General features: G+C 51.3%; 17 protein-coding genes. 7 read left to right on the forward strand and 10 right to left on the reverse strand.

What is annotated here, in order from left to right; genetic code table 11:
• The first annotated feature begins 227 nt into the window (after nt 1-227).
• Nucleotides 228-998 carry a hypothetical protein gene (locus ACMGDE_RS14135; protein WP_436833463.1) on the forward strand — a complete coding sequence of 257 codons (771 nt, stop codon included), beginning with the start codon at nt 228-230 and terminating at the stop codon, nt 996-998.
• A gap of 11 nt (nt 999-1009) precedes the next feature.
• Nucleotides 1010-2110, forward strand: a complete 1101-nt coding sequence (locus ACMGDE_RS14140; RefSeq protein ID WP_436833464.1) for a formylglycine-generating enzyme family protein — start codon at nt 1010-1012, stop codon at nt 2108-2110.
• A 20-nt stretch (nt 2111-2130) separates the two neighbouring features.
• Here the strand turns inward: ACMGDE_RS14140 and cobA are convergent, their stop codons facing one another.
• The 3 genes from cobA to katG all read right to left on the reverse strand — a co-directional run bounded on the left by cobA (nt 2131) and on the right by katG (nt 6324).
• Entirely contained in the window at nt 2131-2934 is an 804-nt protein-coding gene (gene cobA / locus ACMGDE_RS14145) for a uroporphyrinogen-III C-methyltransferase (RefSeq protein WP_436833465.1), read from the reverse strand.
• Between the two features lie 275 nt (nt 2935-3209).
• Entirely contained in the window at nt 3210-3941 is a 732-nt protein-coding gene (locus ACMGDE_RS14150) for a DUF2490 domain-containing protein (RefSeq protein WP_436833466.1), read from the reverse strand.
• 94 nt (nt 3942-4035) lie between these two features.
• Nucleotides 4036-6324, reverse strand: coding sequence for a catalase/peroxidase HPI (katG, locus tag ACMGDE_RS14155; protein ID WP_436833467.1), 2289 nt, complete (start codon nt 6322-6324; stop codon nt 4036-4038).
• A 418-nt stretch (nt 6325-6742) separates the two neighbouring features.
• On the opposite strand from katG, the gene ACMGDE_RS14160 reads away from it, so the two are divergent.
• The 3 genes from ACMGDE_RS14160 to ACMGDE_RS14170 are packed head-to-tail and all read left to right on the forward strand — an operon-like array spanning nt 6743 to nt 12321.
• The gene (locus tag ACMGDE_RS14160) at nt 6743-8551 is read left to right on the forward strand and encodes an alpha-L-fucosidase (protein WP_436833468.1); all 1809 of its coding nucleotides are present in this window, start codon (nt 6743-6745) and stop codon (nt 8549-8551) included.
• Between the two features lie 33 nt (nt 8552-8584).
• Nucleotides 8585-10903 (forward strand): glycoside hydrolase family 95 protein, encoded by a 2319-nt coding sequence (locus ACMGDE_RS14165; protein WP_436833469.1) that lies wholly within the window; start codon nt 8585-8587, stop codon nt 10901-10903.
• Between the two features lie 26 nt (nt 10904-10929).
• Complete coding sequence (locus ACMGDE_RS14170; protein WP_436833470.1) at nt 10930-12321, forward strand: arylsulfatase B; 1392 nt, start codon at nt 10930-10932, stop codon at nt 12319-12321.
• 2 nt (nt 12322-12323) lie between these two features.
• Here the strand turns inward: ACMGDE_RS14170 and ACMGDE_RS14175 are convergent, their stop codons facing one another.
• The 5 genes from ACMGDE_RS14175 to ACMGDE_RS14195 form a co-directional block, all read right to left on the reverse strand.
• Entirely contained in the window at nt 12324-13790 is a 1467-nt protein-coding gene (locus ACMGDE_RS14175) for a glycine--tRNA ligase (protein ID WP_436833471.1), read from the reverse strand.
• Nucleotides 13791-13886: 96 nt separating this feature from the next.
• Nucleotides 13887-14945 carry an AI-2E family transporter gene (locus ACMGDE_RS14180; protein WP_436833472.1) on the reverse strand — a complete coding sequence of 353 codons (1059 nt, stop codon included), beginning with the start codon at nt 14943-14945 and terminating at the stop codon, nt 13887-13889.
• A 37-nt stretch (nt 14946-14982) separates the two neighbouring features.
• Nucleotides 14983-15756, reverse strand: coding sequence for an enoyl-CoA hydratase/isomerase family protein (locus ACMGDE_RS14185; RefSeq protein WP_436833473.1), 774 nt, complete (start codon nt 15754-15756; stop codon nt 14983-14985).
• A 9-nt stretch (nt 15757-15765) separates the two neighbouring features.
• The gene (locus ACMGDE_RS14190) at nt 15766-18309 is read right to left on the reverse strand and encodes a DUF5686 and carboxypeptidase-like regulatory domain-containing protein (protein WP_436833474.1); all 2544 of its coding nucleotides are present in this window, start codon (nt 18307-18309) and stop codon (nt 15766-15768) included.
• 93 nt (nt 18310-18402) lie between these two features.
• On the reverse strand, nt 18403-19401 hold the full coding sequence (locus tag ACMGDE_RS14195; protein WP_436833475.1) for an aldo/keto reductase: 999 nt from the start codon (nt 19399-19401) through the stop codon (nt 18403-18405).
• A gap of 127 nt (nt 19402-19528) precedes the next feature.
• Here ACMGDE_RS14195 and ACMGDE_RS14200 point away from each other — a divergent pair, with 127 nt between their 5' ends.
• Nucleotides 19529-19885 (forward strand): winged helix-turn-helix transcriptional regulator, encoded by a 357-nt coding sequence (locus tag ACMGDE_RS14200; protein ID WP_436833476.1) that lies wholly within the window; start codon nt 19529-19531, stop codon nt 19883-19885.
• Nucleotides 19886-19888: 3 nt separating this feature from the next.
• Here the strand turns inward: ACMGDE_RS14200 and ACMGDE_RS14205 are convergent, their stop codons facing one another.
• Together ACMGDE_RS14205 and ACMGDE_RS14210 are read right to left on the reverse strand one after the other, a co-directional pair.
• Nucleotides 19889-20371, reverse strand: a complete 483-nt coding sequence (locus ACMGDE_RS14205) for a c-type cytochrome (protein ID WP_436833477.1) — start codon at nt 20369-20371, stop codon at nt 19889-19891.
• Entirely contained in the window at nt 20358-21635 is a 1278-nt protein-coding gene (locus tag ACMGDE_RS14210) for a PQQ-dependent sugar dehydrogenase (protein ID WP_436833478.1), read from the reverse strand. The genes ACMGDE_RS14205 and ACMGDE_RS14210 overlap by 14 nt, the downstream gene beginning before the upstream one ends.
• A 193-nt stretch (nt 21636-21828) precedes the next feature.
• Here ACMGDE_RS14210 and ACMGDE_RS14215 point away from each other — a divergent pair, with 193 nt between their 5' ends.
• The gene (locus tag ACMGDE_RS14215) at nt 21829-22614 is read left to right on the forward strand and encodes an NIPSNAP family protein (protein WP_436833479.1); all 786 of its coding nucleotides are present in this window, start codon (nt 21829-21831) and stop codon (nt 22612-22614) included.
• Nucleotides 22615-22714 lie beyond the last annotated feature (100 nt).

Genomic DNA, 22714 nt, shown 5'->3' on the forward strand with positions numbered 1-22714 from the left:
AGGCGTGAGAGTAGGTCGGCGCCGGATTTCACAGCGGCCCCGCTGCAGATGCAGCGGGGCTTTCTTGTTTACATGCAGCCCCCCATAGGGATGCCCGATTGCCGGGCATCCCTTTTTTGTTTGTTGTGATCGGCTATGACCGAAAGCGATATCGAATGGCAGCGACGATAGGATTGCATGCTTAAAACATTATATTTGTAAATGACCATCGGTATCAACGAGCAGAGATGAATAAAAAGAAGGCAATCGGACTGGCAGCGGCCTACCTAGGGGCACAGCTTGCTTTTTCTCAGACCACCCAGATCGTCATTCGGGCTAAGGCCAAGGACGCCAAATTTATTGGTACGGGCATCGGTGGCGCTTACGTCATCGTCCGAAAAAACACGACCGGCGAAATCTTGGACCAGGGATATACCACCGGAGCATCCGGCGATACGGAATTGATTATGAATACCCCAGCAGCAAGAGGCATGCGGCTGACCGATGATAATACTGCTAAGTTTGAAGCGAAGCTTGATATCCAGGAGCCCGTCTTGATCGATGTGGAAGTCGTTGCACCTGTTAATAGAAAGGCGGCGTCGGTCAAAGCCACTACCCAATTATGGGCGATTCCCGGCAAGCATGTGCTTGGGGACGGGGTGATATTGGAAATTCCGGGCTATATATTGGATATCAAATACCCGTCGACCCACCAGGCCATTTCCATGACCTCATTAACGCAAGGAAAATTGAAAGCAAAGGTGAATTTGGTCATGATGTGCGGATGTGTGATCAATAAAGGAGGAATATGGAACGCGGAGGACATTGAGGTAAAGGGACTCTTGCGACGGGATGGACAGGTGCTGGCTGAATTTCCATTTGATATCACAGAAGAGGACAATGTCTTCGAAGGGATATTACCCTTGACGGAAACCGGCAGTTTTGAACTGTTGGTATATGCTTTTGACGAGAAGACAGGTAATGCCGGGGTGGATAAAGTTAGCTTTGTGATTAAGTGAATTTGATTAGGATGAATACACGAATTATGTTGTTCGCGTTGTCGGCACAGGCGCTGTTGTCGGCATGTAATCCGCAAGCAGGTAAAGATGAGCAAAGAAGTGACGTATTGGAAAACGACAGTGCGGCATTTTGTGTGTCACATGGCATTCCCTCGCGAGCGGCTACGATAGCGGAGTCAAAGGCTGCACATAGCTTCCTTGGAGCGGACGATGCACAGATGGTCTATATTAAGGGTGGTACGTTTCAAATGGGGTCCGAGGGCTTTGCTGATGCAAGCCCGATTCATGAGGTAACCGTTGATGGTTTTTGGATGGATGAACACGAGGTCACCAACGCTCAGTTTGCCCGTTTCGTTGCGGCTACCGGTTATCAGACGGTAGCTGAACGGCCATTGGATCCCAAGGATTTCCCCGATGTACCGCTCGATGCGTTGCAGCCGGGATCAGCGGTCTTCACGCCGGCAAAACAAGAGGTGGGACTGCAAAATCATCTTCAATGGTGGCGATACGTCGTGGGCGCCAGTTGGCGTCAACCGGAGGGCCCAGGAAGTAGCATTAAAGGACATGAAGATGAACCTGTGGTACACATTGCTTATGAAGATGCTGAAGCCTTCGCAAAGTGGGCCGGTAAACGGCTACCCACGGAGGCTGAATGGGAGTATGCTGCACGCGGCGGGAAATCACGGACCTATTATTGGGGCGACGAGCTTAAACCTGGGGGAAAATGGGTGGCCAACGTGTATCAGGGAAAATTCCCAGTTCAGGACGTAGGCGAAGATGGATTTAAAGGCGTGGCGCCGGCCAAATCGTTTGCACCAAATCCATTTGGACTGTATGACATGGACGGCAACGTGTGGGAGTGGTGCTCGGACTATTACCGCCCAGACTATTACACGAATAAGCCGGCCACGAATCCAAAAGGTCCGGCAGACAGCCATGATCCGCAGGAGCCCGGTATGGTCAAACGGGTGCAGCGCGGGGGATCATTCCTGTGCAATGAACAGTATTGTGAACGGTATATTGCCGGTAGCCGCGGAAAAGGAGAGGTCAGTAGCGCAAGCAATAACCTCGGTTTTAGATGCGTGAGCGACGAGGCCCCAACGGGAGAATAATTAGGGGGTGCTTTGAGGAATTAATCCTCGCATTCGGGCAACCCAAAAAACTGTCGTATGTGCTGAAAATCATGGTGCAGTTCCACAGCAGACCCAAACACAAGCAGTACAGGTCCGGTGCTGTCAATCCCCTTTTCTTCAGCCACTTCAACAATGGTGTTGACCAGCCCGACAGCAATCTTTTCGTTGGCCATCGATCCGTTTTGGATGACAGCGGCGGGTAAGCCGCCCTTGCCCACCTGTTGGTATATGCCTGTAATTTCGGCCAACCGGTCTAATCCAAGGAGTACCACCACGGTAGCTTTGCTACGGGCGGCGTCTTCCAGCTCGGGAGACAGGTTGCCGCGGCTATCCGTGCCAGAGAGCACCCATAGGCTTTCGCTTAACCCCCTGTGCGTTACCGGAATGCCTTGCAGCCCGGGTACGGATATGGCGCTGGATATCCCGGGTACGATGGCGGTTTCAATGCTGTAAGATGCCGCATAATCTAATTCTTCATACCCACGACCGAAGACAAATAGGTCCCCCCCTTTGAGCCGTACCACATGGCCGAAATTCAAGGCGTAGTCTACCATCAGTTGGTTGACGATGTCTTGGGAAAAATTTTCATCACCTGAAGGATTGCCTACATAGACTTTGATGGATTCTTGAGGAGCATAATCCAATAGCCGCTCATCCACCAAGGCGTCGTATAACACGACATTGGCTTTCTTCAGGGCCTTTACCCCTTTTATACTGATTAAGTCGGGGTCGCCCGGTCCGGCACCTACGAGGGTGATTTTGGGGTCGACGTATTGTTTTTCAGTTGTTGCTTCTACAGCCATAGTGCCGCTGTTTTAAAATTGTCGTTTAATTAAGAAGCCCCTTCGGTTTCCGTTGTCGAAGAGGCTTTTCTGTGTCTTTGCAATCATCATAAAGCTTCTTCATTTGAGTCCGCGACCCATGGTCTTGGCATACATATACGTGTTATTCGCGATAGCCTTATATTGATTTATGATTTGCATGGGGACAAATATATACAAAGTCTACCAAATAAGTAGATTTTATTTATAATATTTTTAATATGTATTGTAACTGATTGATTTATAGCTAAATAATTTTATAGCCGGGTATAGCCAGCCAGTTGGAAAATATGGATTATGCCATTGGATGTGGTGTTTCTAAGCAAGAATTGATTCATATATCCAGCTTCCAAATCGTATTTTCCAGAAAACCGGAAACCGAGCGATGCATAAGCACGGTTTTGATCGAACAGCCTGCCGTTGAGCGCTTTTTGGTTGTGGATGTTGAAAAAGAGTTCATTCTGGAAGGACATATATACTCCTCGATGGAATGGTGCTTTCAGGGGTTGGCTTATCGGAATAATGCCGCGGATAAAATACCTTGCGCGTTTGGCAAATGCTGTCTCGTCGGGCCGTTTTAAGAATCGTTGTTCAAGTCGAAACCGATGTTGTACTGGGATGCTCAGCACCGGGCTATTGATAACGTATTGCTGCCAAATGCGATGTTCTGTAATTCTGGGGCCGTTTGCCTGCAACTCATTTGTGACCAACGTGGTGGCGTAACCCAGCGAGGCGGTCTGTTGCGTGTTGACATGGTAGTTGATGCCGGACCTCACCAGCAAGAGGGAGTTGGCACTCCAATCTCTTCCGCCACGAAACTGGATGTCATTGTTCATCCCCCACTTATCGTTAAATCGAACATTATTGAACCAGGCGGTCCAACTGCCAAATACATGGTCCTGGGCAAGGGAAAATTGAGGAAGGAATAGCACAAATAAAGTGAGCGCTGTCAGAAAGAGGCTCGCATAATTTAGTTGCAATGGTATCATTTTTTAGTATTGGATTGAAATGTTTACGGGCTCAATATATTAAAAAGAGGCGATCTACTAAAGAAACCGCCTCTTCGGACATCCGATAAGTTAATTAAGCCAAATCAAAACGATCAAGGTTCATTACCTTATTCCATGCCGCTATAAAATCTGTCACAAATTTTTCTTGAGCATCTGCGCTGCCATAGACCTCGGCCAACGCCCTAAGCTCCGAATTGGAGCCAAAAATCAGATCCGCACGGGTCGCAGTCCATTTCAGTTCTCCCGTAGTGCGATCATGTCCTTCAAACACTTCCTTTAATTCGGAGTTGGCTGTCCAGACCGTGCCCATATCAAGCAGGTTTACGAAGAAATCGTTGGTGAGCAATTCTGGGCGTTGGGTAAATACACCATGTTTCGATCCGTCAAAATTGGTGTCTAATACACGCATTCCTCCGATAAGCACCGTCAGCTCTGGAGCAGTAAGTGTCAACAATTGTGCCTTGTCAATCAACAGCTCCTCTGTCGATACGGTATACTTGGTTTTTAGGTAATTACGGAAACCATCGGCAACAGGCTCTAAGACAGCGAACGAATCTACATCGGTTTGCTCTTGTGAGGCATCCATGCGTCCAGGAGCGAACGGAACCGTGATCGCATGACCGGCATTTTTAGCGGCTTGCTCAACGCCCGCGCAGCCAGCCAATACAATGAGGTCGGCAAGGGATACCTTTTTTCCGTCAGATTGGGCATTGTTAAATGCTATTTGTATTCCTTCGAGTGTCTCCAATACAGTTGCCAACTGAGCCGGATTATTGACAGCCCAGTTTTTCTGCGGTTCCAACCGAATGCGCGCGCCATTGGCTCCCCCGCGTTTATCGGAACCACGGAAGGTTGAAGCTGAGGCCCAAGCGGTGGATACCAATTGTGCTACCGATAATCCCGAAGCCAGTATTTTGGCCTTTAATGCTGCGATGTCTTGTTCATTAATTAATGCATGATCCACCGCCGGAATCGGATCTTGCCAAATCAACTCTTCTTCAGGGACTTCAGGGCCAAGGTAACGTGCGCGAGGCCCCATGTCGCGATGTGTCAGTTTGAACCATGCGCGAGCAAACGCGTCTGCGAAAGCATCCGGGTTTTCGAAGAAATACCGTGAGATTTTTTCATAAACGGGGTCAGCCCGTAGCGCGATGTCTGTGGTCAGCATCGTCGGCAAGCGGCGTTTTGATGGGTCGTGGGCATCGGGAATGATAGCGTTGGCGCCCTTTGCTACCCACTGATGTGCACCAGCCGGGCTCTTGGTTAATTCCCAGTCGTATCCAAACAGGTTCCAAAAAAAGTTGTTGCTCCACTTCGTCGGTGTGGACGTCCAGGTCACTTCTAAGCCGCTGGTGATCGCATCGCCGCCCTTGCCTGTTCCATAGCTGCTTCGCCAACCGAGACCTTGTTCTTCGATGTCTGCGGCTTCGGGATCAGGCCCCACCAGCGCCGCATCTCCAGCGCCATGGGTTTTGCCAAAGGTATGACCGCCGGCAATCAGCGCAACCGTTTCTTCGTCATTCATCGCCATGCGTTTGAACGTCTCGCGGATGTCAAATGCGGCCGCGAGTGGATCCGGGTTGCCATCTGGACCTTCCGGATTGACGTAGATGAGTCCCATCTGTACGGCGGCAAGGGGGTTCTCCAAGTTACGCGTGTGTATCTTGCCATCAGCCGAGTCGTCTGCAGACAGCACTGCTCCCTCCTTCTCTACTCCTTCGGAACCTTGGGCATAGCGTACATCGCCGCCTAGCCAAGTGGTTTCTGAACCCCAGTAAACATCCTGCTCAGGCTCCCATACATCTTCACGCCCACCAGCGAAACCGAAGGTCTTGAAACCCATTGATTCGAGTGCAACGTTGCCCGTGAGAATCATCAGGTCCGCCCAGGATATTTTTCGACCATACTTTTGCTTGATCGGCCAAAGTAGTCTACGTGCCTTGTCGAGGCTAACGTTGTCGGGCCAACTATTGAGGGGAGCAAAACGCTGTTGTCCGGCGCCGGCTCCGCCACGACCGTCTCCTGTACGGTAGGTGCCTGCGCTATGCCATGCCATGCGGATGAACAACGGGCCGTAATGACCAAAGTCCGCCGGCCACCAGTCCTGCGAGTCGGTCATCAGCTTGTGCAGATCTTGTTTCACAGCCTCCAGATCGAGACTTTTGAACGCTTCTGCGTAGTTGAATTCCTCGCCCATCGGGTCAGATAATGATGAATGTTGGCGCAGAATGCTGACCTTTAATTGATTGGGCCACCAGTCGTGGTTACTTGTTCCCCGCCCGCCGACATTGTGTTTTTTTGGCGCCGTAGGCGCCCCGTTGTGAAAGGGGCACTTGCTGATGTCACTCGAGTTGTTTTCCATGATACATGATGCTTATTTGTGTGTAATTTAGTTTAGCTAATTTCCGTCTTTGTTCATCAAATTTAAGGGGGAACGCCGAATAAACAAAATCATAAAAAGCGATTAGCTATAGTTAAAATCTATAAATAGATAATTGGTTAATAGAATATCCGATTCTGTTTTCAAGACATTCGGGTCTGATAAGTAAAAAATAACAAACTATTCAGCTATTTTAGCAACGTTGTAGTTAGTTTACGGAAACGATTATCTTTAACCGCAAATAATCCCAATAAATATGATGTTTCGGAATACCCTGCGTTTACTTTCGGTTGCTTGCGTTGCCCTGTTAGTCAGCTGCGGTCCTTCGGGCAGCCAACTACGAAACGAACCAACCCCTTACGGTCCTCTCCCATCTGAAGCACAACTCAATTGGCATGAAATGGAGATGTATTGCCTTATTCATTTCACGCCCACCACTTTTCAAAATAAGGAATGGGGTTTTGGGGATGCACCTGCCGATTTGTTCAATCCCCAGCATTTTGATGCCCACCAAATTGCCGAAGCGGCCAGGTCTGCTGGCTTCAACGGATTGATAGCAGTGGCCAAGCACCACGATGGCTATTGCCTCTGGCCGACCAAAACGACCGATTATAACATTTCGCAGAGCCCCTGGCGTGAGGGAAAGGGAGATATGGTTAAGGAATTTATGGAGGCCGCACACCAGCAGGGCATGCAATTTGGCGTCTATGTGTCGGCATGGGATCGTAACCACCCAGACTATGGCAACGAGCGGTATGCCGAGGCTTATCGGGAGCAGTTGCGCGAATTGTATAGCCATTACGGTGAATTGTTTACCAGCTGGCATGATGGCGCAAATGGCGGTGATGGTTACTACGGCGGAGCCAACGAAATGAGGCGTATCGACCGGTCTACCTACTATGCGTGGGAGGAGAAGACCTGGCCCATCACACGGGAGATGCAGCCTAAAGCAGTAATTTTCAGTGATATCGGGCCAGATGTGCGCTGGATCGGGACAGAGGACGGGATGGCACCTGAAACCTCTTGGGCCACGTATACGCCTGTTGGTATCGATGGTACCAAGCCCGCTCCCGGCCATACGGATTATGCGTTTATTGGTACCGGCCAGCGCGATGGTCAATACTGGATCCCTGCGGAGTGTGATGTGCCGCACCGACCGGGCTGGTTTTATCATCCTGAACAAGATCATCAAGTAAAGACACCTGACGAGCTTTTTGAGATCTATCTCAGAAGCGTAGGAAAGGGTGCTGCATTCAATTTGGGACTCGCTCCCGATACCAACGGTGTCTTGCATGCCAACGATGTGGCGTCCCTGAGCGGTTTCGGTGAGAAGCTGTCAAAGACGTTCGATGAGAACTTCGCGAAAGGAAGCCAATTAGCGGCGTCAAATATCCGGGACGGCAATGAACGAAATTTTGGACCGGCTTATTTACTGGACGAGGACCGTTATAGTTATTGGGCTACCGACGACGAAGATACTTCACCGGAATTGGTGATTACATTGGAGGATGAGGTAACCTTTGACCTCATCCGTCTGCGGGAAAACATCAAATTGGGGCAACGAATAGACAGCATATGGGTGGATGTTTGGGAAAATGAATCCTGGAAACCCTTGGCCATGGCTACCAGTATCGGTTCGAGCCGGATTATCCCATTGGAGCGGCCGGTGATGGCCCAGCGCTTACGGTTGCGTTTGTTCGCTCCGGTAGCTGTGGCACTGAGTGATTTCGGGCTATTCAAGGAAGCTGAGGTAGAATACCGTGGGTCGGCTGTCGAACGGAAGGGAATCGATCGTTCGGGCTGGACAATTGTGGATAATGGCTTGCAGGGGGGCGATCCGACGCTTGCGGTGGATGGCGATAACGAAACGCTATGGTTGACCTCCGAAGTGGAGCTGCCTCAGTACGTTACAGTAGACATGGGCAAGACAGCGTCCATTACGGGCTTTGGCTACCTGCCAAGGCAGGACGGAAACACCGCAGGCCTGGTCAGCGGCTATCGGTTTGAAATCAGCGTGGATGGAAAAAATTGGGAGGTGGCAACCAAAGGGGAATTTGCTAACATCACGGCTAACCCTATTTTGCAGTACACAGGCTTTAGCAAGCAAGTGCAGGCGCGGTATTTCCGATTTACGGTAGCCGCCGTAGCCAATATGCGTGGCAACCGATCGGTGGTATCAATGGCCGAATTTGACGTGTATCAGGATTAATGAATCGAATGAGTGATGCCTTTTAATGAATCAATGAAATATCTATTGACGATCGTTTATGCAGGTATGTGTATAGCGGCTTCGGCTAAAGAACCCTTGCAGCTGTGGTACGATAAGCCTGCCGGAATCTGGGAAGAGACGTTGCCGCTGGGCAACGGACGCTTGGGCATGATGCCTGACGGCGGGATAAGCACTGAAAAGATCGTGCTGAATGAGATTACGCTTTGGTCAGGTAGTCCACAGGACCCTAATAATTATGAGGCCTATAACAGTGTGGCGGATATTCAGAAGCTGTTATTGGAAGGTCGCAACGATGAAGCCGAAAAATTGGTAAACGCCAATTTTGTATGTGTCGGCGAAGGGAGCGGCTTCGGTTCCGGCGCCAACGTGCCTTATGGGTGTTTCCAAACCTTGGGCGAATTGCGCATCCAATACCACAATAGGGAGGGAGAAGTACGCGGATACCGCAGGCAATTGGATCTGTCAACGGCGACAGCTGCTACTTCGTTTCAGATGGACGGAACACAGTACCATCGGGAATATTTTACGGCTTTCGACGGCGATGTAGGTATCATCCGGCTTACAGCCGACAGAAAAGGGGCCTTAGACTTTTCCGTCGCGTTGGCACGCGAAGACAACGGCAGGCTCCATATGGATGGTAACGAGTTGCAACTATCTGGAGCGCTTAACGATGGGCACGGAGGCACTGGAATGCGCTACATGGCGCGTGTGCGCATTCAACATAAGGGGGGTAAATTGGTCGCTGAAGGCAACACGCTGCGGTTGACAGGAGCTGATGAGGCCACCATATATTTGTCGGCCGCTACGGATTTCAGGGATAATGCCTTTGAGCAGCAATCGGCCGCGCTTATGGCCGAAGCCCTAACCCATCCCTATGGGAAACAGAAGAAAGCCCATATTACAGCTTTCCAACAACTGTTCAATCGGGTGTCTCTGGAGATCGAGGGACAAGAGACGGACCACATTCCTACGGATGAGCGGCTGAAGCGTTTTTTTGATGACCCGACGAGTGATAATGGGTTGGCTGCGCTATATTTTCAATACGGGCGCTACCTCAGTATCTGCAGCACCCGGCCAGGCCTGTTGCCACCCAACCTGCAGGGGCTGTGGGCGCACCAGGTACAAACACCTTGGAATGGCGACTATCATTTGAATATCAACGCGCAGATGAATCATTGGCCGGTGGAAGTGGGCAACTTGTCTGAATTGCACGGCCCATTCATCGATATGATCACGGCGATTGCGGAAGCCGGACGGAAAACGGCCAAAGCGTATTACAATGCGCCGGGATGGGTCGTTTATATGATGACGAATGTATGGGGCTATACTGCACCGGGGGAACAAGCGTCATGGGGTGCCAGTACGGCTTCGGGCTGGCTTTGCAACCACCTGTGGGAACATTACCTCTTTACGAAAGACACGGCGTATTTAGCGGAGGTTTTCCCGATATTGAAAGATGCTGCCCGCTTTTATCACCATACTCTCATTAAAGAACCACAGCACGGCTGGCTGATCACCGCGCCTTCGGTGTCACCCGAAAACGCTTTCGTGATGCCCAATGGCAAACGGGCTGCCGTAGTCATGGGGCCAACGATAGACAATCAAATCGTACGAGAGTTATACACCAATGTCATTGCTTCGGCGGAGGCATTGGGTATCCGCGATGCCTTTGTTGATACGTTGCGCAGCAGTTTGGCGCATCTACCGCCACCCGTGCAGATCGGCGGTGATGGCCGCGTGATGGAGTGGCTGGAGGAATATGAGGAGCCCGAGCCGCAACATCGTCACGTGTCGCACCTATATGGCTTGCATCCAGCGGCGTTCATCTCTCCGCAGACGACACCCGAGTGGGCCGAGGCTGCACGAAAAACCTTAAACACGAGGGGCGATGGCGGCACTGGGTGGAGCCGCGCTTGGAAAATCCTATTTTGGGCGAGGTTGCAGGATGGCAACCATGCCTTGGAAATCCTGCGGCAATTGCTGCAACCAGCAGTGGGCAATGAGACTAACTATGGCGGCGGCAACGCCGGCACATATCCCAACCTATTCTGCGCTCATCCGCCCTTTCAAATTGATGGCAATTTCGGTGGCGCTGCCGGCATCGCAGAGATGCTGCTCCAGAGCCATGCGGGATTCATTCATCTCCTGCCGGCATTGCCTAAAGCATGGGCAAGCGGTGAGGTAAAGGGCCTGAAGGCACGCGGCAACTACACCGTAGACATCAAATGGCGAGAGGGGAAAGTGGTGGATTACCGTATCCACTCACCCACAGGCGAACCTGTGGATGTGTTGGTGAACGGGGAGATGAGAAATCAAGGGGCTCAGGGATAGCTGATCGTCTGTTTAACGGATAAGGTATGGATATGAAAACAAGGGAATTTCAGGCACTGCTGCTATTATTCAGTCTATGGTTGCCTAGTTATGCACAACCCGTCGAGAAACCCAACATCGTCATCATCCTAGCGGATGATTTGGGATGGGGAGACGTGGGTTACCACGGAAGCGAAATCAAGACCCCCAATATCGATCGCTTAGCAAGGGAGGGAGTCATACTGGATCATTTTTATACTACCCCTATCTGTTCGCCCACTCGAGCTGGCCTGATGACGGGCCGATATCCCAACCGGTTTGGGCTGCGACAGACGGTGATCCCCCCGTGGAGTGATTTCGGGGTGGATACTTCAGCGGTATTTCTGCCGGAGATGCTGGCCCGGACAGGCTATCGGCATCGGGCGGCACTCGGCAAATGGCACCTTGGACATGCCAAGCGTGCATTTCTACCCTTGCAACGGGGGTTCACCCATTTCTATGGGCACTATAACGGAGCAATCGACTATTTTACCCATGAAAGAGAAGGGGAGCTCGATTGGCACCGTAATGAAGAGAGCTGCTACGATGAAGGGTATACCACCGACCTCATCACGCAGGAGGCGGTTTCCTGCATCAAGACCTATGCCCAAGCAGATGCCCCGTTTTTTCTGTATGTGGCTTACAATGCCCCTCATGCCCCCTTACAGGCTAAGCAGGAAGACCTATTAGCTAATGGCTATCAGGAAAACCAGTCCGCAGTTGCCACCAAACGGCAAACCTATGCAGCGATGGTTTCATCCATGGACGAAGGGATCGGCGACATCCTGTCGGCATTAGCGGAAATGGATATTGACACGAATACCCTCGTGTTGTTTTTCAGTGATAACGGTGCAGAAACTGCCCAGGGAGGGTCAAGTGGGGGACTTAGGGGAGCTAAATTTCTGGAATGGGAGGGCGGTACGCGGGCACCGGCAATCATCAAGTGGCCGGCCGGTTTTGTCGGTGGGCGAATCCTTAAACAGGTAACGGGTTATATTGACGTGGTACCGACCCTCCGGGAAATCGCCGGGTCGGATGAAAAACTGCCAGCCGCATTGGACGGCGTGAGCATATGGTCCGTGCTTTCAGGAGCGCGGGAAACCATCGATCGGGAGTTTTACTTGGGGTATGGCACGCTGGTGACGGGCAATCGGTGGAAGGTGGTCAAAGCCGACGCGGGAAACGCCAAGATGGACCACCCGGAGGACCTATTGTTTGACATTCAAGCGGACCCCCGTGAACAGCGGGACCTCAAGCAGGCTTATCCGGCCATCTACCGGAAGTTGTTGCAACGGGTCACCGAGGTTTATGATGAAATTCATCCCGGCTTCACGGTAGCGCCATTCGGACAGGGACGGGAAGGCTTTACCGCGCCGCCCGAATGGAAGATTAAGGAATAACCCTATAGGTCGGTAAGCAGGTTCTTCCAACCCACCAGGTTGCCAATGATGTTTTCCAGTTGCGAAGCCGCCACACGCTCCTGCTCCATGCTATCGCGGTGCCGGAGGGTCACGGTATCATCTTCCAACGATTGATAGTCAACGGTGATACAGAATGGCGTACCGATCGCATCTTGCCTACGGTAGCGCTTGCCGATAGAGTCCTTTTCGTCGTATTGGACATTGTAGTCGATCTTCAGCCGGTTGAGGATTTCCCTCGCTTTATCCGGCAAGCCATCTTTTTTCGTCAGGGGAAGCACGGCCGCTTTCACCGGCGCCAAGGTCGGGTGAAAATGCAGCACCGAACGCGAATCCTGTTTGTCGGCGGTACTGAGATCCTGCTCTTCAAAAGCATTGCAGAGCACCGTAAGGAACAGCCTGTCTAAGCCTATGGATGTTTCAATCACATAAGGCACGTAATTTTGGTTGATTTCCGGGTCGAAGTACTGAAGTTTCTTGCCCGAATATTTTTGGTGTTGGCTGAGGTCAAAATCGGTGCGTGAGTGGATACCTTCTACCTCTTTAAAACCGAAGGGAAAATCGTATTCGATATCCACTGCGGCGTTGGCGTAGTGGGCTAGCTTTACGTGGTCATGGTACCGGTACCTAGCCGCATCACCGCCGATCGCGAGGTGCCATTTTAGGCGGGTTTCTTTCCAATGGCGGTACCATTCGAGCTCGGTGCCGGGCCGCACGAAAAACTGCATTTCCATTTGTTCGAACTCGCGCATGCGCATAATGAATTGGCGGGCGATGACCTCATTGCGGAATGCCTTGCCGATCTGGGCGATACCGAAGGGGATTTTCATCCGGCCGCTCTTCTGCACGTTGAGGAAGTTGACGAATATCCCTTGCGCCGTTTCGGGCCGCAGGTATACCGTTTCGGCACCCTCGGCCGATGCGCCCATCTGGGTAGAAAACATCAGGTTGAACTGTCGCACATCTGTCCAGTTTCCTGTGCCGGAAAGGGGGCACACAATATGGTGGTTTTCAATAAGCGTTTTGAGTTTAGCCAAGTCATCGGCATTCAGTGCGGCATCAAGATCGGCCTGCAATTGGTGGGCCTCTTCGGCTTTGCCGTCGGCCTCATAACGCGCGATCTGGTCTTCGATCAGCTGGTCGGCCCGGTAGCGCTTCTTCGAATCTTTATTATCGATCATCGGGTCGTTGAAGCCATCTACGTGGCCGGAGGCCTTCCAGGTGGTCGGGTGCATGAAGATTGCCGCATCGATGCCCACGATATGCTCGTGAAGCTGTACCATCGCCTTCCACCAATAAGCCTTCAGGTTGTTTTTAAGCTCGGCGCCTAACTGACCGTAGTCATATACGGCGCTAAGCCCATCATATATTTCGCTGGAAGGGAACACAAAACCGTATTCCTTGGCATGTGAAATCACGTTTTTGAAGAAGTCGTCCGTCTGTTTGCTCATAAGACGGCAAACTTAGCTAAAATGCGCTGCATTCGCGAACACGGATTTAACAAAAATAGGAATGGCCGACAGCGGTATGAGCAGCGGCCAAAGCGGTCATGCCGGTGGCCGGTGGTCTTCTACCACGATTTCATTGTCTACGAGGTTCTGCCTTTTATTGGCCTCATAGATGCGCACCGTGATGAGAAAATAAGACAGCAAAAGCGGTCCGTACACCAATCCCATTAAGCCGAACAGCGGCAACCCGATAATAACACCCACGACGGTAATAATGGGGTGGATATCGCCGACCTTCTTCGCGATGACCAAGCGGAGGACATTGTCGATATTGATCACCACCGCAAATCCATAGACCAACAGGCCGATTGCCGCGAAATTATTGCCTTGCGTGAACGCAAAGATTGCCGCTGGCACGAAAACAAGCGGCGGACCTAACAGGGGGACGAAAGCTAGGATGGCGCAGATCACCCCCCAAAAAAGGGCGTCTTGGAAGCCGAATATCCAAAAACCCAAGGTAAGCACCCCTCCTTGAACGATGGCAATCAGCGTTTGGCCAATGACATTGGAATAGGTAATATTGCGCAATTCGCGCCCAAATCGTACGGCATTTTCGATCCGGAAAGGCGAATAACGGAGCAGTCCGCGTTCAAAACCTCGAAAGTTGGTCAGGATGAAATATAACAGGAAATACATAACGGCAATGTCAAGAAAGAGGCTCGCGGCTCCGCTGAGCAGCGACGTGAATAAACCACCAAGATAAGAGGCGCTTTTCTCCAATTGTTCCTGAATCAGATCCGGCCTGCCTAGTTTGTCTCCGGCAAATTCATTGATGGTGTTCACGATCCGCTGAATCCATTCGGGATTTCTGATCAAGCTGACGATCTTGTTAGTGAGCATCGTGCCGATACCCAAGAATGGCAAAATGATGATCAAAAATGAGCCGATGATGATGATGACAGCAACAATGGGCCGCCGCCACCGCAGCCGCTCCACCATCCACATATTCAGGGGTCTAAACAAGGTATACATGACCATGGTGCCCAGCAGCGCACCGATAATGTTCCGCACAGCATAGGCAATGATAGCCCCTAATATGATCAGGAGCACCAAAGTAATGGTATTTCGTTCCTTTTGGGAGAATATTGAACGGGACATATGCAAACGACTTAACACGCTATCCTTAAACGCTCAATCAGAAGTTTGGTTTTCGTTTCGCTAAAAAAGCGGCTACCCCCTCCTTAAAGTCGGGCGTATCAAAGCATTGACCGAATTCCTTGATTTCGGTTTCGAAGCCGTGTTGCGCCGCGCCGAGGCTGGCGTTTACGGCCCGGATGGCGGCGCCTATGGCATGCGGGGAGCGGGAAGCAATGCGGTTTAAAATGCTGATCGCTTTCTCCATCAGATCTGGTGGTGTCACGACATGATTAACGATGCCATAGGCCAACCCTTCTTCCGCCGTGATCATGTCTCCGGTGAGGATCATCTCCAGCGCCCTTCCCCGCCCTGCCAATTGGGTAAGCCGCTGGGTACCGCCATATCCGGGTATCAAACCCAGTGATACTTCCGGAAGCCCCAGTTTGGCGTGGCTGGCGGCTACACGCAGATGGCAGGCCAGGGCCAGTTCCAGGCCGCCCCCCAGCGCATATCCATTGATGGCTGCAACAATGGGTTTATGGGCCTGCTGGATCATATCGAATAGGCGATGCTGCCCTTCACGGGCCAGCCGTTCGCCCTGCTGGCTGTCAAATGAGGCAAACTCACTGATGTCTGCTCCGGCTACAAATGCTTTGTCCCCAGCGCCGGTAAGGACAATGCCCCGCACCGAAGCCGCGGCTAGCGCAGCGCTGATGGCATCATGCAGTGCTGCCAGGAGGAGTTTATTCAGCGCGTTGAGTTTGTTTTCGCGGTTAATGACGATATAGCGGATATTGCCCTCGTCATGGATCAACAAATGTTCGTATGTCATGGCCACTATTCAAAAATCTATCTTTGCACTGAAGCGTATCCCCCCTTTGTCAATATCGGGATGGTTAAGATACGACAATCGGCGAACATATTCTACCCGGAGCACATTCAAGATATTTTCCACCCCGACACTCGCTTCCATATACGGTCTGCGCGTCAAGGTAAACGTTGTCGCGTTTCCGTCCTGATCGGTTGGAAGCCGAAAAACGGATGGATTATTTTCAGGATGGTTTTCATCACGTATGCTGCCGTATAGCAATTTGAAACCAGCCAATTCGCGAATCTTCAATTTTTTCAGCAAAGGTATCTTATTGAGGATAAATCCGTGCGGCCGATACTCCATACTTAGCTTTATATACTGGTCACTCACGAATTCGAGATTGTTCATCAGGCTATATGAATCTGGTGTCATCACATACGTTTGGCTGGCGTTCGGGATGTCCAGCAGCGGGTAGGGCAGGGTTCCGAAGATATAGCCGGTCCCTATATTGACATCGGCCAACCCCAGCTGAGAAAGAAATACCCGTTTGAACACATTGAGCCTGAAGGCGTGATAGCTGTATTGCCCACCGAAAAGCCCTTTTATGCCCATGTTGTAGCGCACATTGAAAACAGGATATTCGTTAATTATCGGCGTACGCTCCAAGTTGCGCTGATAAAACTCTTCATTCGGTGCCCAGCGCAGATCAATGCCCAATTCCGATGTCTGCAACGTGCCTAAGGTATCCGTCACATTTCCCGCTTTGACGAAGTGCAGTCCGAGCGCGGGAGATTGTTGCAGCGACGAAAAAAAGGTCTGCAGCATCACGTGATTGCCAAATTCGATGATATGGTTAAGCCTAAAGGCATCGTGGTATAGCCATTTATCCTGGTTACCGCTGCGGAAGGAGCGCATAAAGCTGTCCCCATTGCGGAATCCCAGCAGTTGCCCCGGCTCCCGCGCATCCTGTTGGTACGTTGCATGGAGGTAATGCGAGGGGTATTCGCCCACCCGCCGCCCATTGAGCGTATAGGCGGCCCCACCGAAAAATTTAACCCGCGCATCCCGAAAGCCGTAGGCGACGTATGCTTCAGCATACAGTTTTTCAGAAAACTGCCGGGTTGTTCGTCCACTCAGCCTCGCCCGGCTGCCCTCAAGGTCGTTGAAGCTATACGAATATTCCAACGGACCAAATTCCACTGGCCCTGCGTTGAGGTAGCTTTGGGCGACGAGGTACCCTAGTTTCAATGTCCGCTTGAATTGGCGGTTCTGTTGCAGGCTATCGAGGTTGGTGTAGGTCTTGGCTTCTACCTCCCGCAGTTGCATGGGCCGTTCATGTTGCCAATAATCCACTGTTTGCTGGTCCGCATCCGCCGTTTTTACCAACGGTTGGCCGCCGAACACGCTCGTTGGAATGGTGGTTTTGGTGTCATAGTCGCTATAGACCAGCGTACGCTGCCCGAAAACCCCTCGTTTGCCCTCAAACAAGCCGAAATGGAGCTGCATATCAGAATAGGTAAGCAGGTAAACCCCACTGCTATGGCGGCTGAAGCGAAGCGCAATCTCCACTTTGCTTACCCAATTCACGTCGGCATGGCGGTCTATCCAGATGTCGGCGCGGCGGATACCATAATTGCCATCTAACGTGACTTGCAGTTTGCCTGCAAACAACCGGTCTTCCTCATTCCTCGGTACGAAGGTGAGCTCTACGAATTCTCCCTCGCTGCTCGATATGGTGTCCGTGATGAAAAACTTATAAAATAAGGGGGCCGCATCCGCCGTGGGGCTTAAGAAGGGTTTATTGAGGATGAGGATATTATTTTCATAAATATCCACATCGGTGTGGATGAATTTGAAATAGGCTTCGATATTTTCATTATTCACATAGCGCTTATCGAGCTCCGTTTTTTTGTGTGCCGTGACAATGGTTTTGTGCGCCGCCGGACTTAAGCGTTGATACCGATGTGAAAGATTTTCCTCCAAATAGACCGGCAGTAGGGAATGACCAGGCACTAACGTCGTATCGACATTTTCGAATGCAAACCGAAATCCTCGGGTCAATGGGCTATTGGTGACAAATTTCGGCGCATCACGCAGCGCCATCATGATCTTTTCATACGCATCGAACGATACATAATCAAAGCGGGCGAGGCGATTGACGCGCTTATGTTCGATCACCTGTTGGATGAGCGCCACCGCCGGATTGTCACGATTCCGGTATCGACCCTTGCCGCTCACCACCACTTCGTCGAGCGTTTGGAGGTCTTCTGCTAACGCCACGTCTATGGCCAAAGAGGTGTTTGGTCCGAGCGGTTTGGTGACAGTCCGATAGCCCAACGCGTTGAACTGGATATGGGTTGCCGTGGAATCGTAGGGTAGGGTATAATTTCCCGAGCTGTCCGTAGAGGTGCCGTGCGTTGTACGAAGCAGTGCCACGGTGGCGCCAGCGATACCTTCTCCCGACGCGGCATCGGTCACCCTCCCCTTAATGGCCGGCTGTGCAGATACCAGTGAAGAAGTGATTAACCCCGCCACGGCCAATATGCCCTTTAAAACCGCAAATCGTATTCTCATAGTAGCCCATTCCGTTTCGTACTTAACGTGAATAAACGTCCACAAGATACAATTTGTTGAGTAGGTTTAACATAAAAGTTGTTATTCACTCACCTACTTCACCAATTCCACCTTATCCAACTCGGCCGAAATCGCAGCCACCTCTGCCGGACTCAGACTGGCTTCCATTGTATTGGCATTTTGCGTGGCCTGTTCCACGTTCCTGGCACCAGCCAATGCGATGGTAATGCCCGGCTGCGCTAAGGTCCATAGCAAAACCAATTGGCCCAAGGAGATGCCTTTACCATCGGCTATGGGTTTGATGGTATCCAGAAAGGCATTCGTGCGGCGGAGGTTTTCATCGCTGAAGAAGTAGATCCCCGCACGATGGTCTCCTTCACTGAAGGCATGGCCTGGCTTCATCTTTCCGGTGAGCAGCCCCCTTTCCATGGGGCTATACGCCAATATGGATTTGCCTTCTGCGATACAATATGGCACTACTTCGGTTTCGATGCCCCGTTTGACCATGCTATAGGGCACCTGGTTGGATACCACATCTACAGAATTGGAAGCCTCAGCCAATTGCTCCACGTTGTAATTGCACACCCCCGCATACCTGACCTTGCCCTGCTGGATGAGCTGGGCTATCGCTTCCATGGATTCCTGGATGGGTGTGGTGCGCTCGGGCCAATGGATTTGGTAAAGATCAATATAGTCGGTACCTAATCGGCGTAGGCTATCTTCGCATTCCTTGATAATGCTCTCTTTACCCGCATATCGGTAGATATCGATCGCTTTTCCTGAATTATCTTTACTATGGGATGCAAACTCTCCCTTAGCCAGGTCCCAGCGCATGCCATATTTGGTCAGCACATATACCTTGTCACGCGGAATGCCCTTAATGGCTTCGCCAACAATTTCTTCACTGGTGCCCTGCCCGTAAATCGGTGCGGTATCAATAGCATTCACCCCTAGGTCGTACGAAGCTTTGATGGCTTCCACGGCATCCTTCCGTTCGGTGCCGCCCCACATCCAGCCCCCGGCAGCCCAAGCACCAAAGGTAATCACCGATAGGTTCATGTCTGTTCCCGCTATTTTTCTGTATTGCATCATGATCGAGTTTTTAAATGTAACATGTATCTTCGCTATATCGCCTTTCGGCGCCCACAAAATAAGACATCCCTAATTGCAACGACAATAACTACTAAAATAATGAGTTATTGATAAAGAAAGGACACCGATGAGAAAAGTAACATCCACTAACTATCAAAACCAGCTTTACCTCGAAGACAAATGCGCGTTGAATGAGCTCATCCACCTGCTCAGTAAGCGTTGGATGACGGACGTGCTATTCAGTATTGAAGAGGGTAATACCCGCTTTTCCGGCATCAAAGAAGACCTCAAACACATCAGCGACAATATATTAGCTGATCGGCTCCGGCTTCTTGAGCACCACCGTTTGATTTCGCGCCACGAGGACCTCGGGAGCGGACCCCTACGGGTAGCATACGCACTCACGGCAACCGGCGAAGCGTTAAGCGAACTGTTGGATCATCTTTGCCAGTTTGCCGAAGGCCGGATGGTTTTCCCCGATTAGCATTTACTTCAATGTATCCCTTATCTGGGCGACCTCTTCGGCCGTTAGGGTATCGGCGCGGTTTCCAAAGCTGTTTCGGATATATGACAATACCTGGGCGACCTCTTCATCCTTCAGGAAAACATGGGCTGGCATCGCGTTGCTGTAGACCATCCCATTGACTTCCAAACCTTCATTTGAGCCGTTGAGCACGATCCGGATAAGCCGTTCCTTATCCCCGGTCACATAATCCGTCTTGGTCAGCGGCGGGTTGAGGTTGGGCACGCCACTTCCGTTTTGCTGGTGGCACGTAGCGCAATATTGATCGTACACTACTTTTCCCGCTTTCATGCCCGGTGACAACTCCACCGGAGGTTCCGCTGCCGTTTCCATTTCCACTTTTGTCTGCTCTTCCGTTTGCTGGCCGCCGCAAGCGACGGCCAATGCTGATAGAAACGTTGCCGCAAATAGTCGGATGTGTATGCCTGGGCGGCTATTCACCCGCATAGACGATTCGATATATGGTGCCGTTCACATCGTCTGATACATACAAAGAACCATCAGGCCCTTGTGCCAATCCGCAAGGTCGATGTTTGGCGTCGCCGGGCGCAGCAATGGAGTCCACCTCCGCAAATCCATCGGCAAACACTTCCCAGTCGCCGCTAGGTTGGCCATTCTCAAAGGGTACGAAAGCAACCAGATAACCCTGCTGTTTAGGAGCCCTATTCCATGAGCCGTGGAACGCCACAAAGGCCCCATTTTTGTATCTGGCCGGAAATAAGTCTCCCGTGTAGAACAATAAGGCATTTGGCCCGATATGGCCGGGGAAAGCCACCACCGGATCCAGAATGCCGGCATCGCCTTCCTGCTTGCCGTCACCGCCATATTCCGGATTGACGATTTTTTTCTGTTGGTGATGATCATAATAGACATATGGCCACCCCGCATCGGCCCCTTCGCTCAATCGATACATCGCCTCAGCAGGCAGGTCGATGCCCGTCTCGCCGTCGTATTGTTCGGGGTAAAAATCGTGAAGGTTGTCGCGGCCATGCTGCATTACAAACAACGCTCCCGCTTGCTGATTCCAGTCGAGCCCCACCACATTGCGCAACCCGGTGGCGTAGCGCTGCCCATCGCCATAGCGTTGCTTGACCCCGTCTGCCCGAAAACGCCAGATGCCCCCGGCAGAATCCAATATAGGGCAGGGTCGCATACCCGGAGAGCTCGGTGTACGGTCTTTTTCCTGACATACGTTGGAATAAGCGCCGATATTGACATACAGGTTTCCGGCATCGTCCAACGCGATGGATTTGGAGTTGTGTTGGCGGCGGTCGATCAATCCGGTGACCACGGTATCAGGCGCATCGGGGTTGGCAACCCGCCCGTTTTCGTCCAGCGTGTAGCGAAACACCTCACTATTGGAAGAAGCGTAGAGGAAATTACCCTTGATAAAAATGCCCGTTCCGCCGTAGTCGCCAATTCCGGTGTGTTCCTCAGCTTTGCCGTCCCCGTCGGCATCGGACAGCATGATGATGCCTTGGCCGTCAACCGGCTGTTGCAGTTTGACAAAGATATCGCCGGCCGGATTGACGACAATATGCCGCGCCTCACCGATACTGTCGGCTACCTTCAGCGCACCGAAGCCTTCGGGTAGTGTGAGACCAGCGTTGTCCGCATCGGCGGCAATGCCAACCCCTTCCTGGCCGCAAGACGCGAAGGTGAGTGCGATAGCGCACGCGACGAGCCATTTGTTGTTTAATTGAGTTGCCATGTTTTTCATTCAGTTATGTCAGTAAGTTGCACTGTTCCATCTGATTACAGTACACAAAAATGGGTTTTTTGAATAGCATTTTCAATGACTTCTTAAATAATGAGTGGTTGAAAAAAAAGCAATATTACAGGATTGTTACCCAACGTTAACATAAATACGTTTACTTTGTGTGACCAAAGTAATACCATATTCAATGATGAACGCCAAAATACCCTCGCTTCTTGCAGTCGTTGTGCTGATGTCTTGTGCTACGTTTGCCACGGCTCGTGATTTTTATGAATTGAAGATTTATCAGCTAAAGAACGCCCAGCAGGTTGAGCAACTGGATGTTTTTCTGGAAAAGGCCTATCTTCCCGCCTTGCACCGGGCAGGAATCAGCAAGGTAGGCGTGTTCAAGCCAATCGCCAACGCCTCTGCCGAAGCAAGCGAAGGATTACGTGTCTATGTATTCATCCCCTATAAATCATATAAACAGTTTGCCGCGTTGGACAATCGGCTGCAGACGGACAACGTGTATCAAGAGGCTGGCAAGGCGTACCTGCTCGCTACCCATGAAAACCCACCGTATGACCGGATAGAGACCATCCTGTTGAATGCATTTGAGGGGAGTCCGCACATGGAAGCCCCTAACCTTACTTCTCCCAAGTCCGAGCGCGTATACGAACTCCGGAGCTATGAAGGGCCGACAGAGGCCCGCTACCGCAACAAAGTCGCGATGTTCAACAAAGGAGACGAAATCGGACTATTCAAGCGGCTTGGATTCAATGCCGTCTTCTATGGCGAAGTGATCGCCGGCAGCCGCATGCCTAATCTCATGTACCTCACGACATTCGAAAATAAGCAGTCGCGTGATGCACATTGGGATGCCTTTGGCAAAGACGCATATTGGAAAGAGCTTTCGGCCATGCCCGAATACCAGAATAATGTGTCGCGCAACCACCAGATTTTCTTGTACCCCACGGCATATTCGGATCTGTAAGCGACCGTTCGTCGGTCGTTTCCTACCGTTCGTCGGATAAGCCTTCGGTCTGCCATAGCAGGTAGCCATCTTTGCGTCATGAAACACATGACGACTCCTT

It is taken from the genome of Parapedobacter brassicae (assembly GCF_051400755.1).
Taxonomy (GTDB): domain Bacteria; phylum Bacteroidota; class Bacteroidia; order Sphingobacteriales; family Sphingobacteriaceae; genus Parapedobacter.

Coding starts and splice junctions, on each gene's coding strand:
- ACMGDE_RS14140 (WP_436833464.1), top strand. CDS start 1,010: ATGAATACACGAATTATGTTGTTCGCGTTGTCGGCACAGGCGCTGTTG.
- ACMGDE_RS14185 (WP_436833473.1), bottom strand. CDS start 15,756: ATGACATACGAACATTTGTTGATCCATGACGAGGGCAATATCCGCTAT.
- ACMGDE_RS14210 (WP_436833478.1), bottom strand. CDS start 21,635: ATGGCAACTCAATTAAACAACAAATGGCTCGTCGCGTGCGCTATCGCA.
- ACMGDE_RS14165 (WP_436833469.1), top strand. CDS start 8,585: ATGAAATATCTATTGACGATCGTTTATGCAGGTATGTGTATAGCGGCT.
- ACMGDE_RS14135 (WP_436833463.1), top strand. CDS start 228: ATGAATAAAAAGAAGGCAATCGGACTGGCAGCGGCCTACCTAGGGGCA.
- ACMGDE_RS14180 (WP_436833472.1), bottom strand. CDS start 14,945: ATGTCCCGTTCAATATTCTCCCAAAAGGAACGAAATACCATTACTTTG.
- ACMGDE_RS14215 (WP_436833479.1), top strand. CDS start 21,829: ATGATGAACGCCAAAATACCCTCGCTTCTTGCAGTCGTTGTGCTGATG.
- ACMGDE_RS14170 (WP_436833470.1), top strand. CDS start 10,930: ATGGATATGAAAACAAGGGAATTTCAGGCACTGCTGCTATTATTCAGT.
- ACMGDE_RS14160 (WP_436833468.1), top strand. CDS start 6,743: ATGGAGATGTATTGCCTTATTCATTTCACGCCCACCACTTTTCAAAAT.
- cobA (WP_436833465.1), bottom strand. CDS start 2,934: ATGGCTGTAGAAGCAACAACTGAAAAACAATACGTCGACCCCAAAATC.
- ACMGDE_RS14205 (WP_436833477.1), bottom strand. CDS start 20,371: ATGCGGGTGAATAGCCGCCCAGGCATACACATCCGACTATTTGCGGCA.
- ACMGDE_RS14175 (WP_436833471.1), bottom strand. CDS start 13,790: ATGAGCAAACAGACGGACGACTTCTTCAAAAACGTGATTTCACATGCC.
- katG (WP_436833467.1), bottom strand. CDS start 6,324: ATGGAAAACAACTCGAGTGACATCAGCAAGTGCCCCTTTCACAACGGG.
- ACMGDE_RS14150 (WP_436833466.1), bottom strand. CDS start 3,941: ATGATACCATTGCAACTAAATTATGCGAGCCTCTTTCTGACAGCGCTC.
- ACMGDE_RS14200 (WP_436833476.1), top strand. CDS start 19,529: ATGAGAAAAGTAACATCCACTAACTATCAAAACCAGCTTTACCTCGAA.
- ACMGDE_RS14195 (WP_436833475.1), bottom strand. CDS start 19,401: ATGATGCAATACAGAAAAATAGCGGGAACAGACATGAACCTATCGGTG.
- ACMGDE_RS14190 (WP_436833474.1), bottom strand. CDS start 18,309: ATGAGAATACGATTTGCGGTTTTAAAGGGCATATTGGCCGTGGCGGGG.